Below are 16,716 nucleotides of genomic sequence, written 5' to 3'. Positions count from 1 at the left end.
TACGATTTTCAATAATATTTATTAAATTTTTAATTGATTAGGTAATGGTTGCTCGTTATCTTTTTCTGGCAAAGGGGAAGAAGTAAACATTAATTCTAATCAATCATATTGTCAATCAGCTCCAATGCCGGTCTCGCTTGTCCCGGTATTATAGCTATGAATTTTACCTTTAATACTAATTGCGTCAACCTTACCCGGTTTTGTTAAATCATAAACATTAGTTAACAAATCACTAATAGTTTTTTGCGTAAACCTAAAAGATGGATATCAAGTAATACTATAAATCATATTCTCTGGCAAGTTTACTAATTCGTCCTTATTAAAATTTGAAAATCCGACAAGATATCTTTTAGAACTACTATCTTGTCAATTAATAGTTGCTTTAGATAAAGAAAATTCATAAATTTCACCATTACTAGAATTAGTAGCTCGTTTTTCTCGCTTCATAAAAGATTGTTCTATATTAGATTTTGATGGTTGTTTTGTATCAAAGAAGGCACCCAGCGGGACTAAACCAATAAAAGCGATAACTAATCACGACATAAATTTATACATATCTATTTATCCTTTCTTTTGCGTTTAACTTCTTAAAATAAGGTATACTGTTGATAAAATGCAAATAGTCCCTAAGATTTGGAAAATTGGATGTTGAGAAAATAACCTTATCATTGGTTTAAACAAATCTAAAATTTTAATATTACTTGATAGAACTTTATTAAAATATTCTAAACCCTCACGAACATAAGCTCATAAACCTAAAAAGTCGTTTAAAGCAAAAATAGAAAAAACAGCAACAAGAATAAATAATATTATCAATTTAAACATTTTCTAAAACCTACCTTTTTATTCGCCGTCCGTGTTGGTTAACTCACGGTCTGTTTTTAGGACTATTACCACTAAATTTCTTAATTGGACCACTAGATGATTGTTTCTTAGTTCCTCAATTAGCAACTGATTTTTGGTATTTTTTACGAAAACCAACTTTTGGTCGTTCAATATGAATCCCTAAAATGCCACCAATTACAAGATTTATCACAAGCATAATTAGCGGAAAAATAATAATACGAATGTCTGTTCCAGGAATGGTTAAAGTTCAAATTAAATCAAAAACTTTATAAAACATATCGCCAATTAAACTAGCCATTTTTTCTAAGTTTTCCATTTTTTAAACTCCTTTACTTGTTTTTCTTATTTAGATTATTTTTTAACTTAGTAAGTATCTTACTGAATTTTTCCATTTTTAAATATTCTAATGCTTCAATATCCATTACATTATCATTTCAAAATTTATGTTGATAATTATCATTCAAAGCACGATTACTTAATTCACGCAAGAATGATAAATATTTATTATCGTAAAGGTTTAAAATTGACATCGGAATTTTCAATTTAAAGAAATAAATATCTAATTCGGGAATGCTACGATACTTGATTTTGCGACCGTTTTTATCATTTTTTGCATTAATTAACGTTAATCGTCATTGTTCGTATTCGCTTACCGATTTAAAAGTGCCATAAATAACTTGTAAATAAGGACGAAAGATACTAACGGGTTTTTTTCTAATGCCAACAATTATTGAATTCGCAATATCACGAACTTTAACTCATATATGTTCAGCTCGTTGTCCGCTTGCTAATACGATATGGGTAAATTGCCGAGCCGAAGCGAAATATTCTTGTAAGCCTTGGGTTACCCTATCATTTTCTTTATAGTCAGTACCTTCTAAAAATAAGTTGGTTTCATCTCATAACAGTAAATGCTTTTCATCTAAAATTGGATAATTATAATCTAATAAAGACATATGTCCTAATGAAAGCATTTGTTTATTGGTAATCGGAAAAGTAGAAATCGTCTTTCAACCACTTAATAAGTAAGAAGCTAAAACCATTAAAGCGGTTTTTCCAGTCCCTAAGGCACCAATGACTAAATTTAAGGGTGAATTTAATAAGAAATTAATAAAACTACGGCGAGCAAAGAAATGAGAAATTTTAGTATATAAAATATACAAAGCAATTAATAAATAAGTAATATCAAATAACATTCGTCAACTCTGAGGATTATAATAATGCAAAATTGTACCATAGAATCACGCAATAATAAATAAAGTGCGATTTAAAGCGACAAAATCATATAATCTTAAATTTATTTTTTTAAAAAATAGCATCACTTAAATCACACTTTCTTTATTTTTATTATTATCTGTCGGGCATTAATTTTTCAAACATTTTGAAAGCGATTAAAAATAAACCAATAATCACACCAAGCAAGAAAACTCAATATGTAGCAAAGAAATTAACAACATTTGGCATATTACCACCAATAATATCAGTTCAAATATTACCGAACGCTTTAATTAATGCTTTTCATAAGTTAGTAACCGCTTGTTCACCAGTAACAGCTATTGGCGTAACCACTCCTGTTAAGAAAGTTCCAATCATATAATCACCCCCTTTCTAAACAAAATATGATTTAACCTTATAAAATAAAATAACCATAAATAAGATAATGAATACTAACACCATTCAAAAGGCAATATTTGCTATTAAAAGTCAAAGTGGTTCTTTGATTAAATCAATCTCGTTACCAGTAACCCACGCCGGAATGGTTGTAATTTGGATAAATAAATCTCAAAAATACAATTTTGTCATTTCTCAGTCTAAATCTTTTCAAGCAACTAAAAACATAATAATTACCGCTTAAAAGGTCAAAATAGTAGAAAAATAATTGCGGAGAAGAGCATTACAATTATCAAAATTGAAAACAAAAATACAACTTGGGGTGGTAAATCGGTAGTCGGATAAATTAATTCAATTAACTCAATAATTATTTTTTTAAACATTTTCTAAACCTACTTTTTAATTTCTTTTTCATCTTGTTCTAATAAATTTCGCTTAAACTTTGCAATAAATATTCGTTGTGCATAAGTAAAATCTTTTGGCAACTGCTTTGCTTCACTACCATATTTCTTTTTATCTTTAAAAAAACGATAAATATTAACCGCAATATAGTATGCTAGTAATAATGTTAAAATCGTAAAGAACACTAGGCCAAATATACTCATCTTTCTTTTCTCCTTAATTTTTTAATTTTTAATTCTTATTTTAAATTGCAATTTTTCTTTCATTTTTTAACTCCTAATGTTTCATTTTTCTTAGTTGATTTCTAAATCTTAAACTTTCTAATGAAGCATAATTTGCACTTTCAAAGTCTATATAATTAATATTTTTAAATTCATAGATTGCTCCGCACATTTTGGTTTTAAATTTATTAACTGTTGATTTTAAGTATTTTACAAATTCAGAATTTACAGTTCGATTAACAATATTATTCAAAGTGTCGGTAAATACTTGTTTTCTAGTAATGGGATTTTGACAATTATATGAGAATTGATAAGCCTTGATATTTAAGTCATACTGGTTTAATGATTTTTCGTTCAGGACATTTTTAGTTATATATTTAGAGCAATATTTTACAACCATTTCATTAGTGTTTTCACGAACTCTAATATTTTTATTAATTCCATAAGGTCAAAATTGTAAAATAATTTTATGAGGTATTTTTTCGGTGATTAAAATATGAAAATGAATAACGCCTCGTTTCTGATATTCATAGGTATACAAGTACTTAATATTTTTATTTTTAACTTTAAATCAGTATTTTAATTTTTTAAAAAATTTATTTAAATCACTCTTACATTTTCTAATATCAAATTCATTAACATCAGCATAAGTAAGCGTTAAGAATGTAAGTTTTTTACAGTCTCAAAAATTATGATATGCCTTCCGAATGACATTAGATTTTGCACGAATATTGCTATTAAGCAATTTTGTATCACAATTACCTTTATTTTTGACTCCATTAGCATTACGAGTATTTGCTTTGATGCGTTCTAAAGGCATAACAATATTGCGAATATATTGCCCGTAATAAATGGTTTTCATATAAAAATCAGTCGGATTTTGAGGTTGTAAATTCATATTTTATGCTCCTATTTTAGGTTTTCGTTCAGTTGTGTTATTTAATCAAGTAATAGTCGGCTTCGCCGACTAACCCGCTAGCGGGCGGGGCATACGCCTTCCGCACCGCTTCGCAGACCGAAGTGATTATCAATTAACTGGACAAGTTTTTTTGATTTTTTGATAATTCAATTTTTTGCAAGTTAACTATTTTGGGGGTTTTTTCAAAAGTTAATTCGCAACTAAAAAATGATTTAACATTTTCTTTTAACAGTTTATAAATTTCTTGTTGTTCTAGATTGTTATCATCAATTCATAAAGCCTTTTGTTCGCCGGTAGGCTCAAATAAGTCATTTTCATAACGCAAAAATTCGGCAGAATAACCTGACATCATAGAGCCATCTTTATTTTTAAATATTTTTCTTTTTATACTAACTAATTTAACTTTAAACATTATTTTTTAAATTCCTTTTACTTTTATTTTTTAAAATTTTTTTAATATGATTAATAAATTTTTTCTCACAAGCAACATGCAAATATCGTTTATCACTAAATAGATGTAAACACCAGCGACATATTTTATAATCTATCGTTCCTTTCAAAATTTAAAAACCCTTTTCATCGCAAGAATTACAGATTCCAACTGTATTTTTATTACCAACAACATAACTTTCGTTGTCGCATTCAATACAAAATATTACTGCCAAAAGAAAACACCCCCTAAAAGTTTGTAGAAAACAAAATCTTGTCATATGTATATGGTTTCTACAACCTTATCAAAAGGGTGCATAAAGTTTTGTTAGGTGGGTAAAGATTTGAATAATTTTGAAAGAAAAGCAACTAAAAATTTATTACCTTTTTACTTGAAAAATAATTAATAAAACAAAATATTTAATATTAACAAACATATTCTTAATTAAAAGGTTATAAAAACTAAGTAAAATGCTTATAAAAACAACATTAAAATAATTTTTTACAACAAAAATCATACATAAGAAATATATACTTAATTTGCATATTGAAATAATTTATAGTAAATGACTATTTTTTCTTTTTTAAAAAATACCTAAGAAAACTAAACGCGACCTTATCAAAAGTATGTATTGATTTAAGAGTATAATTAGTATAAAATTATATAGTTTTAGTTATGAAAAACAAGGGGGATTTGTTAATGGCATTTAAGATGAAACATTTTGGAGATTATGTTCAAAGAAGAGATTATTCCAAAGTTTCAGGGAAATTAGAATTACCCAATTTGATTGAAGTACAAACTGATAATTATCAATGATTTATGAAAGATGGCATTCAGGAGGTTTTTGATGAAATATTTCCAATAACTGACCCTGAAGGTAAGACAATATTATCATTGTTAAGTTGAGAAGTAAAAAAACCACGACGCAACTTAAAACAAGCACAAGAAGAATCAAAGATTTATGAAGTACCAATTTATGCTAAATTGCAATTAACTGTTATTAAAGATGATGAAAGAATTAATAGTCAAATTGCTAAAACGCCAGATCAAGCAATGTTATTATGAGTAAGAGAAGAATTTGGTTTTAAAAATCCAGTATTATCAAAACAAGATGATAATGTTTTTTATTTTGAAGATATTAATGCTGATGATAAAATTGCTATTGAAATTATTATTAAAAAGCAAGATGAAGAAGAAATGTTAGTTGATTATACCCTTTGAAGAGCCGGTGAAGTTTTTTTAGGTGATTTTCCGTTGATGACCGATAAAGGAACTTTTATTATTAATGGTAGTGAAAAGGTTGTTGTTTCGCAATTAGTAAGATCGCCAGGAAGTTATTACAAAAAGAATATTGATCTGAAAACAGGAAAAATTATTTATTTTAATGATATTATCCCTTCACGGGGAACATGATTAGAGTTTGAAAGTCATATTAAAAAGGTTAAAAATAAACAAAATAATTTATATAAACATATTTTTCAAGTAAAAATTGATAAGTCACGAAAAACTAATGCTACTGTTTTGTTTACAGCGTTAGGTTTAAAAAAAGATGATTTATTAGCATTGTATAATGATGATCAGTTATTAATTGACACTTATGAAAGTGATTATATTAGTGGTTTAGAAAAAGATAGTTGAGAATTTGCGGTTCAAGAAATTTATAAAAAAATTCGATCAGGGGAAACAGCAACTGTTGATGGTGCTAGTAAGTTTCTTTTTGGATTATTATTTGATAAAAGAAAATATGATTTAACTAAAGCCGGCCGATTTAAATTGATTCAAAAGTTATCAATTGTTGATCGGTTATTAAATCGGATTTTGGCTGAAGATATTAAAGATGTTAAAGGTAATGTTGTTTTTAAAAAGGGATATTTAATTACTAAAAAAGATTTAGAATTGTTGCATACGATTTTAAATGCTGGGGCAATGTTGCAAGAAATTAATTTTCATCCAGATATTAAAAGTCATAATAAAATTCAAAGAGTTTTAGTTTATGCTAATAATGAAATGATTAATCCTGATGATAGTATTGCAATTTTAGGTGTTGATCCAAGTAATAAAATGGAACATATTACGATTCCAGATATTATTGCTTCTTTTTCATATTTATTAAATATAACTAAAGATTTGGGAAATATTGATGATATTGATCATTTAGGTAATCGTCGTGTGCGAACAGTTGGTGAGTTATTACAAAATCAATTTCGGATTGGGATGGCAAGAATTGAAAAAAATGTTAAAGAAAAGATGTCAACTGCTGATAGTTCTGTTATTAAGCCATCAAATATTATTAATAATAAACCGTTAACAGCTGTTATTGGTGAGTTTTTTAACTTATCACAGTTATCACAGTTTATGGATCAAACTAATCCGTTATCAGAGTTAACTAATAAAAGAAGAATTACTGCGTTAGGTCCGGGGGGATTATCTCGTGAACGAGCTGGTATAGAAGTTCGTGATGTGCACTACTCGCATTATGGCAGAATTTGTCCGATTGAAACTCCTGAAGGACCAAATATTGGTTTAATTAATAATTTATCAACTTACGCTCATATTAATAAATATGGTTTTATTGAAACGCCATATCGGAAAGTAAATAATGGTATTGTATTTGAAGTTAATCATTATTTAACGGCAGATCAAGAAAAAAATTATGTTATTAGTCAAGCAAATATTGCAATTGATGATCAAGGAAAGATTATTGAAAAGCAAGTTGCTGCTCGTTTTAGTGGTGAAAATATTATTGCGCCTAACAATGAAGTTGATTATATTGATGTTTCACCACGACAAATTGTTTCCATTGCGACATCTTGTATTCCTTTTTTAGAAAATGATGATGCTAACCGTGCTTTAATGGGCGCTAATATGCAACGTCAAGCAATCCCTTTAATTAAACCACAATCACCGTTAGTAGGTACGGGTGTGGAGCATGCTGCTGCTAGAGATTCAGGATTAGCAATTATTTCTTTAGATGATGGAATTGTTGATTATGTTGATAGTAAAAAAATTACTATTAAGCATAAGGAACGAGTTAAAGTTTATGAATTAAATAGTTTTGATCGTAGTAATAGTGGTACGGCTTTAATTCATTCACCATTGGTAAAACCAGGTGATACTGTTAGCAAAGGTCAAATTTTAGCTGATGGTGCTTCAATGGAAAAAGGTGAATTAGCGTTAGGTCAAAATGTTATGGTGGCATTTACAACTTGAAATGGTTATAACTATGAAGATGCGATTATTATTAGTGAACGCTTAGTATATGATGATGTCTTTACATCAATTCATATTGAAGAATATACTATTGAACGTCGCCAAACAAAACAAGGTGAAGAAGAAATAACTCGTGAAATTCCTAATATTCCAGATAGTATGCGTCGTTATTTAGATGCTGATGGGATTGTAATGGTTGGTGCGGAAGTTAAAGAAGGCGATATTCTTGTTGGGAAAGTAACACCTAAAGGACAAACCCAACTGTCAGCAGAAGATAAATTATTACAAGCTATTTTTGGTGAAAAGTCTCGTAATGTTAAAGATAATTCTTTAATTGTTCCAAATGGTGGTGCGGGAATTATTCAAGCTGTGAAAAGATTTTCTCGTAAAGATGGACATGATTTACCAGTTTCGGTATTAGAAATTGTTAAAATCTATGTTGTTCAAAAACGAAAAATTCAAGAAGGTGATAAAATGGCGGGAAGACACGGTAATAAGGGTGTTATTTCTAAAGTTTTACCGATTGAAGATATGCCCCATCTTATTGATGGTACACCTGTAGATATTATGTTAAATCCTTTAGGAGTTCCTTCGCGAATGAATATTGGTCAAGTACTAGAATTACATTTGGGAATGGCTGCTAAAAAGTTAGGGTTAAAAGTAGCTACCCCAGTTTTTGAAGGCGTAAGTAATGAAGAATTAATTGCCATTATGACAGAAGCCAAGATGGATAATTTTGGAAAAGAAACTTTAATTGATGGTCAAACAGGTGAAACATTTGGTAATAAAATATCTGTTGGTGTAATGTATATGTTAAAACTATCACATATGGTGGAAGATAAAATTCATGCTCGTAATGTTGGGCCATATTCTTTAATCACTCAACAACCATTAGGTGGAAAAGCACAAAATGGTGGCCAAAGATTTGGAGAAATGGAAGTATGAGCTTTGGAAGCTTATGGGGCGGCTCATACTTTAAGAGAAATATTAACAATTAAATCTGATGATATTATTGGAAGAACGAAGTTATATACTAAAATTGCTAAGGGTGAAAAATTGCCATTGTCAGGAATTCCTGAGTCATTTAATGTTTTAATTAAAGAATTACAAGGTTTATCAATCAATGTTGTTTTAAAAACTAAAGATGGTAAAGAACATAAGATGTTAAATTATGAAGAAGATGAAGAAAGTAAATTCTAGAGAGGAAGAAATGATAAATGTTTAATGATCACAAAAACTTTAAAGAAATTAAAATTAGTTTAGCTTCTCCAGAAGATATTCGTTCTTGATCGTATGGTGAAGTAACAAAACCAGAAACTATTAATTATAAATCATTAAAACCAGAAAAAGATGGTCTTTTTGATCAACGAATTTTTGGGCCGATTAAAAATTATGAATGTGAATGTGGAAAATATAAAAAAGAAAATAATCGTGGTAAAATCTGTGAACGATGTGGGGTGCAATTAACAGAATCAATTGTTAGAAGAAAAAGAATGGGACATATTGAATTAGAAGATTCCGTATCACACATTTGAATGTTAAAAGCATCACCTTCCCAAATTGCTTTGGCATTAAATATGCGTACTAAGGATTTAGAGGAAGTGATTTATTTTGTTTCTTATATTGTTTTAGATGCTGGTGATGCTAAAAATTTAAGAGATAAAATGGTTTTAGATTTAGGTAATGCTAAAACTTCACAAGAAACTCGTGAACGATTAATTAAAACTTTAGAAAATATTAAAAAAGATTTAACTGTGAAATCAATTGCTTTTGAAAGAGCACAAGGAATGATTGAAGATTTAAAAACTACTAATATTCCTTTTTCAATGGATGAATGTGCTCAATTTATTAATAAATATACTAATGCTAAATTTGGTATTGGTGCTGAAGCAATTGAACATTTACTTAAAAATTTAGATTTGAAAGAAGAAATTAAGAAAATTAAAAGAAAAATTCAAGGTAAAAAATCGCAAACGGATAAATTAAAATTAATGCGTTCTTTAAAAACCTTAAATGATTTTTTGCGTTCAGGAAATAAACCTGAGTGAATGATTTTACATGCTATTCCGGTGTTACCACCAGATATTAGACCAATTATTCAATTAGATGGAGGTAGATTTACAGCATCAGAATTAAATGATTTATATCGTAAGATTATTATAAGAAATGAACGATTAAAACGCGTTAAACAAATGGGAGCCCCTTCAATTATCATTAATAATGAAAAAAGGATGTTACAAGAAGCAGTTGATGCTTTAATTGATAATGATCGCAAAGCGCGTCCTGTAACCGGAAGAGATAAGCGACCTTTAAAATCATTAACAGCAATTTTAAAAGGAAAACAAGGCCGTTTTCGTCAAAACTTGTTAGGAAAACGAGTTGATTATTCTGGAAGAAGTGTTATTGCTGTTGGTCCAGAATTAAAAATGTATCAGTGTGGTTTACCACGCGATATGGCAATTGTTCTTTTTAAACCATTTATTATTGCTGAATTATTAAGAGATGCTAAAGAAAATAATAGTAATTTAACTTATAAGATGGCAGAAAAGATGATTGATCAACGCGATGAACGCGTGTGAGATTTTTTAGAAGTAGTTATTAAAGAGCGTCCAGTATTATTAAATCGGGCACCAACACTGCATCGTTTAGGAATTCAAGCTTTTGAACCGAAATTAGTAAAAGGGAAAGCAATTCGCTTGCATCCATTAGTAACACCAGCATTTAATGCTGATTTTGATGGTGACCAAATGGCAGTTCATGTGCCGATAACAGCAGAAGCTGTTGCTGAAGCGCGATATTTAATGTTAGGTTCAAAAAATATTTTAGGACCGAAAGATGGAAAACCAATTGTAACGCCAACTCAGGATATGGTTTTAGGAAATTACTATTTAACTTTTGAAAGTAAAGGTAAAATTGGTGAAGGAAATATTTATCGAAATTTTGATGATGCTGTTTTAGCTTATGATAATAAACAATTACATTTACATGCGATAATTGCTATTCCTGTTGATGCTATGGATGGTAAGATTAAAGTTAATGATAGTAAAAATAAGGTATTAATAACAACGGTTGGAAAATTAATTTTTAATAAAATTTTTCCTGTTGATTTCCCTTATTTTAATGAACCAACAGCAGAAAATCTTGATTATTTAGATGACCGTCATATTATTTTAATTACTGAGGATATCCGAAAATTTATTGCATCACGAGAAGCAATTTCTCCATTTAAGAAAAGTAGTTTATCAAATATTATTACTAAGTTTTTTAAGCAATATGGAACGCAAAAAACTGCTGAAATGTTAGATAATATGAAAAATTTAGGATTTAAATTTTCAACAATTTCTGGTATTACGATTTCGTCACAAGATATGCAAGCATATGATGATAAAAAAGAAAACTTTATTGAAGCTGATAAATATATTGCTGAAGTTCAAGAATTTTATCGTTTAGGAATGATAACTGAACGCGAAAAACATAAATTAATTATTGAAAAATGATCGGATGTTAAAGATTTAATTCAAAAGAAATTAGAAGTAGTGTTAAAGCAAGATATTAATAATCCGATTACGATTATGACTGATTCCGGTGCGCGGAGTAATCTTTCTAACTTTACACAGTTAGTAGGGATGCGAGGATTAATGAATAATCCTAAGGGAGAAGTTATTGAATTACCGATTCTTTCTTCTTTTATACAAGGATTAACGGTTCTTGAATTCTATATTTCTACGCATGGGGCGAGAAAAGGAATGGTTGATATGGCTTTAAAAACAGCTGATTCTGGTTATTTTACAAGAAGATTAGTAGATGTTGCCCAAGAAATTATTATTGTGATGGAAGATTGCCAATCAGAAAAAGGATTCTTAATTAAAGATATTGTTGATACTAAAAATTATATTATTATTGTGCCCTTACAAGATCGTGCTTTTGGACGATTTACAAAGTCAGCGATAATTAACAAAAATGGTAAGGAAATTGTTCCTGCTAATACTTTAATTACTGAAGATATTAATAATAAAATTGCCAAAAATAATATTACGGAATTTGAAATTCGTTCTGTTTTAACTTGTGATGCTTCTAAAGGGGTATGTAAAAAATGTTATGGACTTAATTTAGCAACGGGTGCAATTGTTGATATTGGTGAAACTGTTGGGATTATAGCAGCCCAATCAATTGGCGAACCAGGGACACAATTAACAATGCGTACTTTCCATACAGGTGGGGTTGCTGGTGGTTTAGATATTACTCAGGGGTTACCAAGAATTAAAGAATTATTAGATAATACAATTCCTAAGGGAGCAGTTGCCATTATTTCTGAAATTGATGGTACCGTTCAAGAAATAAGTGAAGAAAATGGTATTAATGTTATTACTGTTGTTTCTGAACATAATGAAAGAAAATATAAAACTCCTTATAACTCTAATATTCGTGTTAAAGTTGGTTCGCTAGTTAAAGCTGGTCAAAAATTAACTGAAGGAGCAATTAATGTTAAACATTTATTAGAAATTGCTGGGATTAAAGAAGTTCAAGAATATATTTTAAAAGAAGTTCAAAAAGTGTATCGTTTGCAAGGAATTCAAATTTCTGATAAATATATTGAAATTATTATTAAACAAATGTTAAATAAAATTCAAATTATTGATAATGGTGATAGTGACTTATTAGTTGGGGAAACAGTTACGATTAAAGAATTTAAAGATATTGTTGGTAAGTTATTATCAGAGGATCGTCGTCCGCCTTATGGATTTCCAATTATGTTTGGTATTAAAAAAGCACCATTGGAATCTAATTCTTTCTTATCGGCAGCATCATTTCAAGATACTACACGAGTATTAACAAAAGCAATTATTAAAGGTAAAGTTGATAATTTAGAAGGATTAAAAGAAAATGTTATTTTAGGTAATTTAATTCCTGCGGGGACAGGATTATTAGATTCCGAAGATATCATTGCTAGAGGAAAAATTGCTTATGAAGAGGAATATTAAAATTTAAATTATTAGATATTTTTTAAACATAAAAGAAACGCCATTATTGTAAAGATAATGGCGTTTTTGTTTTATTCAATTTTAGTAACTAATTGTTCATAAGTTAAGGATTGTGGTTTTCTTGGTAATTCGTTATTTTTAGGTAAATATCCGGCAGCAAGAACAACGGCAACATTGTATTCATTAGGAGCGATATGGTTATTTGTTTCTAAATAATTAATGATGTCAGCACCATCAAACCCTTCCATTGGACTAGTACCAATGCCTTTAGCAAAAGCACAAAGAATAATGTTTTCTAATAAAATATATGCTTGTCGTTTAGCTCATTCTTCTGGGTCATTAATATATTTTTTTAAATAATTTATTAAGTTATTTTGTAATTGTTCAAATTTTTCATCAAAATTCTGATAACGCGTTTGATATCTTAAACGAAGAAAGGCACTATTTTTTGTAAAGGCATTTTTTTTATTAGTTAAAATTAAAAATAGATGTGAAGCGTTAAGGACTTGTTTTTGTTTTCATATTAAAGGATGTAATTCTTGTTTTACTTTGTTATTACTAACAACAATAAGATGTCATGGTTCTGATCCAAATGCTGATGGTGAATGACGGGCTACTTCTAAGATTTCATTAATATCTTGTTCATTAATTTTTTGGGAATCATATTCTCGTCAAGAATGACGCGCTAAGAGGATTTCTTTTAGGATATCAAATTTATTCATAAGTTTACCTACTTTCTTGTAGTTATAATTATAAAACATTTTTTTACGAAGAGATAAATAAAGTTAAAAATTTAACTAATAATAAAATTAATGAAGGGGTTGTTACTTTTAAAATAAATTAATATTTGTTCAAAATAATTAATTTCTTTCTTTCATACTATATAATTAAATAAAAGGATATTGGAAGGAGGGAATTATAAATATGAAAGATAAAATTGCTATTGGATGTGATCACGCTGGATATGTATTAAAAACTGCTCTTATTGAATATTTAAAAAATAATGAATATGAGGTTATTGATTTAGGAACTAATAGTGAAGAAGAACAAGTGGATTATCCTGATTATGCCAAATTGGTTGGTAAAGAAGTAGGAAATGGTAATGCTAAGTATGGAATTTTAATTTGTGGCACAGGTATTGGAATAAGTATTAGTGCTAATCGCATGCCGAAAATTAGAGCGGCATTATGTTATGAAACAAAGTTAGCGGCCTTAGCTCGCGAACATAATGATGCTAATATTTTAGTTTTAGGAGGAAGAATTATTGCGCCTCAAAAAGCGATTTGAATTTTAGAAGAATTTTTAAATACTAAATTTTCAAACCGTCATCAACAACGAGTTGAAAAAATTGAATTAGGAGATATTAAAGATGTTTAAAGATGATACGCAAATAAATGATATTAGTTTAGAAGGAAAGGATATTGATTCATTAATAACTGATATTGATTCAGAAATACAAAATATTAATCGCAAAACAAATGATATTGATCCCGAACTAAAAGCAGTTGTTAAAGAAGAACTTATTAGACAACAACGCCATGTGGAATTAATTGCTTCGGAAAATTATGTTTCGCTTCCTGTATTAAGATTAGCAGGTTCAATATTAACTAATAAATATGCTGAAGGATTTCCAGGAAGAAGATATTATGGTGGTTGTGAATTTGTTGATAAAAGTGAAAATTTAGCGATTGAAAGATTAAAGACTTTATTTAATGCTGAGCATGCTAATGTGCAACCGCATTCTGGTAGTCAAGCTAATGCTGCTGCATATCAAGCGATTTTAAAGCCGAATGATATTGTTTTGGCAATGAGTTTAGATGCAGGGGGTCATTTAACCCATGGACATAAATTGAATTTCTCAGGAATTGTTTATCAATTTCATGGTTATGGTGTTGATGAAAAGACTCAACAATTAGATTATGAAGCAATTAGACAACAAGCATTAGAACTTAAACCAAAATTAATTGTTGCGGGAGCCAGTGCATATTCAAGAACAATTGATTTTACTAAGTTTCGTGAAATTGCTGATGAAGTTGGAGCATTATTAATGGTTGATATGGCTCATATTGCTGGTTTAATTGCTGCTGGATTACATCCAAATCCTGTATTAGTAGCAGATATTGTAACAACAACAACACATAAAACATTACGCGGTCCAAGAAGCGGTGCAATTTTATGTAAAAAAGAATTAGCAAAAGCGATTGATCGGGCAGTATTTCCAGGTCAACAAGGAGGTCCTTTAGAACATATTATTGCTGCTAAAGCACAAGCATTTTATGAAGCGGCAACACCAGAATTTAAAGCATATCAACAGCAAATTATGGCTAATTGTAAAGTTTTAGAAAATATTTTTAGAAAACATGATGTTAAATTGATTAGTGGTGGTACTGATAATCATTTAATGATTATTGATGTTAAAACATCATTTAATCGTACGGGGCAGGAATGTGAAAATATTTTGCATCAAGTTGATGTTATTTGTAATAAAAATATGATTCCATTTGATAAAGAAAAACCAATGACTACTAGTGGCATTCGAATTGGAACAGCAGCGATGACCACTAGAGGTTGAAAAGAAAAGGAATTTGAACAATTAGCAAATATAATTATTAGTGTTCTTAAAGAAAATGGTAATACTGAAGAGAATATTGCTAAGCATAAACACCAAATTGGTATTTTATTAAAAGATTTTCCAATATATGAAAATTACCAATTATAAGTTTAATTTATAATATTTAGTAATTTAAGAGGTGGTATGTATTTTTAGGGAATTTTTACTATTGTATTCAACAACTCTGTTAAGTGTTTCTAGTGTTGCTAGCATTACGATGTTAAACCAATCTTTGCAAGCAATTAATACTGATTTTAGTTGACGAGTTACTAATCGGAGTAAAAGTAATAATGGCTATTTACAAATTGAAGAAAGTTTTGTAATATACCACAGACTTATGACAAGCACAAGAATTTTTTTAAAAAGGGTGAATTTATTTTTTTATTTAAAATTTTTATAAATAACGAGGGCGCATAAAGTTTTGTTAGGTGGGTAAAGATTTGAATAATTTTGAAAGAAAAGCAACTAAAAATTTATTACCTTTTTACTTGAAAAATAATTAATAAAACAAAATATTTAATATTAACAAACATATTCTTAATAAAAGGTTATAAAAACTAAGTAAAATGCTTATAAAAACAACATTAAAATAATTTTTTACAACAAAAATCATACATAAGAAATATATACTTAATTTGCATATTGAAATAATTTATAGTAAATGACTATTTTTTCTTTTTTAAAAAATACCTAAGAAAACTAAACGCGACCAATATCTTGTAAACCTTGAGTTACTCTATCATTTTCTTTATAGTCAGTTCCTTCTAAAAATAAGTTGGTTTCATCTCATAACAGTAAATGCTTTTCTTCTAATATCGGATAATTATAATCTAATAAAGACATATGCCCTAATGAAAGCATTTGTTTATCCGTAATCGGAAAAGTAGAAATCGTTTTTCAACCACTTAATAAGTAAGAAGCCAAAACCATTAAAGCGGTTTTTCCAGTTCCTAAGGCACCAATTACTAAATTTAAAGGTGAATTTAATAAGAAATTAATAAAACTACGGCGAGCAAAGAAATGAGAAATTTTAGTATATAAAATATACAAAGCAATTAATAAGTAAATAACATCAAATAACATTCGTCAACTCTGAGGATTATAATAATGCAAAATCGCACCATAGAATCACGCAATAATAAATAAAGTGCGATTTAAAGCGACAAAATCATATAATCTTAAATTTATTTTTTTAAATAATAGCATCACTTAAATCACACTTTCTTTATTTTTATTACTATCTGCCGGGCATTAATTTTTCAAACATTTTGAAAGCAATTAAAAATAAACCAATAATCACACCAAGCAAGAAAACTCAATATGTAGCAAAGAAATTAACAACATTTGGCATATTACCACCAATAATATCAGTTCAAATATTACCGAACGCCGTAATTAATGCTTTTCATAAGTTAGTAACCGCTTGTTCACCAGTAATTGCTACTGGTGTAGTTGTTTCTACTAAGAAATTTATTAACATATAA

The 16,716-nt window shown here is 28.7% G+C and carries 17 protein-coding genes and 1 pseudogene; 5 read left to right on the top strand and 13 right to left on the bottom strand.

Annotated features, from left to right (window positions below):
- Window positions 1–21 precede the first annotated feature (21 nt).
- The 10 genes from AAHF53_RS05405 to AAHF53_RS05360 form a co-directional block, all read right to left on the bottom strand.
- The gene (locus AAHF53_RS05405) at window positions 22–555 is read right to left on the bottom strand and encodes a hypothetical protein (RefSeq protein WP_342189742.1); all 534 of its coding nucleotides are present in this window, start codon (window positions 553–555) and stop codon (window positions 22–24) included.
- Window positions 556–579: 24 nt separating this feature from the next.
- Window positions 580–825 (bottom strand): hypothetical protein, encoded by a 246-nt coding sequence (locus tag AAHF53_RS05400; protein WP_342189741.1) that lies wholly within the window; start codon window positions 823–825, stop codon window positions 580–582.
- 10 nt (window positions 826–835) lie between these two features.
- The gene (locus AAHF53_RS05395) at window positions 836–1,162 is read right to left on the bottom strand and encodes a hypothetical protein (RefSeq protein ID WP_342189740.1); all 327 of its coding nucleotides are present in this window, start codon (window positions 1,160–1,162) and stop codon (window positions 836–838) included.
- Window positions 1,163–1,175: 13 nt separating this feature from the next.
- Window positions 1,176–2,165 carry a hypothetical protein gene (locus AAHF53_RS05390; protein WP_342189739.1) on the bottom strand — a complete coding sequence of 330 codons (990 nt, stop codon included), beginning with the start codon at window positions 2,163–2,165 and terminating at the stop codon, window positions 1,176–1,178.
- Window positions 2,166–2,196: 31 nt separating this feature from the next.
- Window positions 2,197–2,439, bottom strand: coding sequence for a hypothetical protein (locus tag AAHF53_RS05385; protein WP_342189738.1), 243 nt, complete (start codon window positions 2,437–2,439; stop codon window positions 2,197–2,199).
- A 15-nt stretch (window positions 2,440–2,454) separates the two neighbouring features.
- On the bottom strand, window positions 2,455–2,685 hold the full coding sequence (locus AAHF53_RS05380; RefSeq protein WP_342189737.1) for a hypothetical protein: 231 nt from the start codon (window positions 2,683–2,685) through the stop codon (window positions 2,455–2,457).
- 164 nt (window positions 2,686–2,849) lie between these two features.
- Window positions 2,850–3,062 carry a hypothetical protein gene (locus AAHF53_RS05375; RefSeq protein WP_215826178.1) on the bottom strand — a complete coding sequence of 71 codons (213 nt, stop codon included), beginning with the start codon at window positions 3,060–3,062 and terminating at the stop codon, window positions 2,850–2,852.
- 73 nt (window positions 3,063–3,135) lie between these two features.
- Window positions 3,136–3,978 carry a rolling circle replication-associated protein gene (locus AAHF53_RS05370; RefSeq protein WP_342189736.1) on the bottom strand — a complete coding sequence of 281 codons (843 nt, stop codon included), beginning with the start codon at window positions 3,976–3,978 and terminating at the stop codon, window positions 3,136–3,138.
- 133 nt (window positions 3,979–4,111) lie between these two features.
- Window positions 4,112–4,411, bottom strand: coding sequence for a hypothetical protein (locus AAHF53_RS05365; protein ID WP_338966992.1), 300 nt, complete (start codon window positions 4,409–4,411; stop codon window positions 4,112–4,114).
- On the bottom strand, window positions 4,404–4,559 hold the full coding sequence (locus AAHF53_RS05360; protein WP_338966990.1) for a hypothetical protein: 156 nt from the start codon (window positions 4,557–4,559) through the stop codon (window positions 4,404–4,406). The genes AAHF53_RS05365 and AAHF53_RS05360 overlap by 8 nt, the downstream gene beginning before the upstream one ends.
- Window positions 4,560–5,128: 569 nt before the next feature.
- On the opposite strand from AAHF53_RS05360, the pseudogene AAHF53_RS05355 reads away from it, so the two are divergent.
- Both AAHF53_RS05355 and rpoC read left to right on the top strand, forming a co-directional pair.
- A pseudogene (locus AAHF53_RS05355) lies at window positions 5,129–8,824 on the top strand (DNA-directed RNA polymerase subunit beta); the annotation flags it as partial.
- 32 nt (window positions 8,825–8,856) lie between these two features.
- Window positions 8,857–12,621: a DNA-directed RNA polymerase subunit beta' gene (gene rpoC, locus AAHF53_RS05350; RefSeq protein ID WP_342189734.1), complete on the top strand. Its 3,765-nt coding sequence runs from the start codon at window positions 8,857–8,859 to the stop codon at window positions 12,619–12,621.
- 71 nt (window positions 12,622–12,692) lie between these two features.
- Here rpoC and AAHF53_RS05345 read toward each other — a convergent pair whose 3' ends face one another.
- The gene (locus AAHF53_RS05345; RefSeq protein WP_342189733.1) at window positions 12,693–13,343 is read right to left on the bottom strand and encodes a nitroreductase family protein; all 651 of its coding nucleotides are present in this window, start codon (window positions 13,341–13,343) and stop codon (window positions 12,693–12,695) included.
- Between the two features lie 202 nt (window positions 13,344–13,545).
- On the opposite strand from AAHF53_RS05345, the gene rpiB reads away from it, so the two are divergent.
- The 3 genes from rpiB (at window position 13,546) to AAHF53_RS05330 (ending at window position 15,632) form a co-directional block, all read left to right on the top strand.
- Window positions 13,546–13,998: a ribose 5-phosphate isomerase B gene (gene rpiB / locus AAHF53_RS05340; RefSeq protein ID WP_215826141.1), complete on the top strand. Its 453-nt coding sequence runs from the start codon at window positions 13,546–13,548 to the stop codon at window positions 13,996–13,998.
- Window positions 13,991–15,340: a serine hydroxymethyltransferase gene (gene glyA / locus AAHF53_RS05335; RefSeq protein WP_342189732.1), complete on the top strand. Its 1,350-nt coding sequence runs from the start codon at window positions 13,991–13,993 to the stop codon at window positions 15,338–15,340. Before rpiB ends, glyA begins: the two co-directional genes overlap by 8 nt.
- 61 nt (window positions 15,341–15,401) lie before the next feature.
- On the top strand, window positions 15,402–15,632 hold the full coding sequence (locus tag AAHF53_RS05330; RefSeq protein WP_342189731.1) for a hypothetical protein: 231 nt from the start codon (window positions 15,402–15,404) through the stop codon (window positions 15,630–15,632).
- Between the two features lie 299 nt (window positions 15,633–15,931).
- On the opposite strand, the gene AAHF53_RS05325 is transcribed toward AAHF53_RS05330, so the two are convergent.
- Both AAHF53_RS05325 and AAHF53_RS05320 read right to left on the bottom strand, forming a co-directional pair.
- Window positions 15,932–16,438 carry a hypothetical protein gene (locus AAHF53_RS05325; protein ID WP_342189730.1) on the bottom strand — a complete coding sequence of 169 codons (507 nt, stop codon included), beginning with the start codon at window positions 16,436–16,438 and terminating at the stop codon, window positions 15,932–15,934.
- A gap of 31 nt (window positions 16,439–16,469) precedes the next feature.
- The gene (locus AAHF53_RS05320) at window positions 16,470–16,712 is read right to left on the bottom strand and encodes a hypothetical protein (RefSeq protein ID WP_342189729.1); all 243 of its coding nucleotides are present in this window, start codon (window positions 16,710–16,712) and stop codon (window positions 16,470–16,472) included.
- Window positions 16,713–16,716 lie beyond the last annotated feature (4 nt).

Origin of the sequence: Spiroplasma endosymbiont of Dilophus febrilis, assembly GCF_964030685.1 — a bacterium.
In the GTDB taxonomy this organism is placed as follows: Bacteria; Bacillota_I; Bacilli_A; order Mycoplasmatales; family Nriv7; genus Nriv7.
This window is presented reverse-complemented; position numbering and strand designations above follow the sequence as displayed.